Here is a 532-nt window from a genome sequence, read left to right on the forward strand (position 1 = left end):
CTGGTGCCTAGGCATCCTCCGTGCGCTCTTACTAGCTTAACCTAGTATCGCTGGCTTAAAGCCAACGTTTAAATCATGCTAAAGGATGTTTCAGCAGAAGATTCTCTTCTCATCCGAAGATAAGAATCAAACACTTCTTGTTACTTTCGTTATCCAGTTTTCAAAGAACAAATGGAGCCAAGCGGGATCGAACCGCTGACCTCCTGCTTGCAAGGCAGGCGCTCTCCCAGCTGAGCTATGGCCCCGTAATGGGATCAACACTCATGTGTTGATAATGGTGGGCCTTAGTGGACTCGAACCACCGACCTCACCCTTATCAGGGGTGCGCTCTAACCAGCTGAGCTAAAGGCCCTCGGGTATTCCGTTTTGACTTCAGGACTACCTTAGACATAAGTCTTAGATAGACCGCTTGGCGACGTCCTACTCTCCCAGGACCCTGCGGTCCAAGTACCATTGGCGCTGGAGGGCTTAACGGTCGTGTTCGGTATGGGAACGCGTGGTTCCCCTCCGCCATCGCCACCAAACGGATGGG

2 tRNA genes and 1 rRNA gene are annotated in these 532 nt (G+C 52.1%); all 3 read right to left on the minus strand.

Going from position 1 to position 532, the window contains the following annotated elements:
• Positions 1-172: 172 nt before the first annotated feature.
• A tRNA-Ala gene (locus D3P09_RS27315) sits at positions 173-245 on the minus strand.
• A gap of 30 nt (positions 246-275) precedes the next feature.
• Positions 276-352 (minus strand) — tRNA-Ile (locus D3P09_RS27320).
• A gap of 55 nt (positions 353-407) precedes the next feature.
• A 5S ribosomal RNA gene (gene rrf / locus D3P09_RS27325) occupies positions 408-524 on the minus strand.
• Between the last annotated feature and the right edge of the window lie 8 nt (positions 525-532).

The organism is Paenibacillus pinisoli (assembly GCF_003605435.1).
GTDB classification, from domain to species: Bacteria; Bacillota; Bacilli; order Paenibacillales; family Paenibacillaceae; genus Pristimantibacillus; species Pristimantibacillus pinisoli.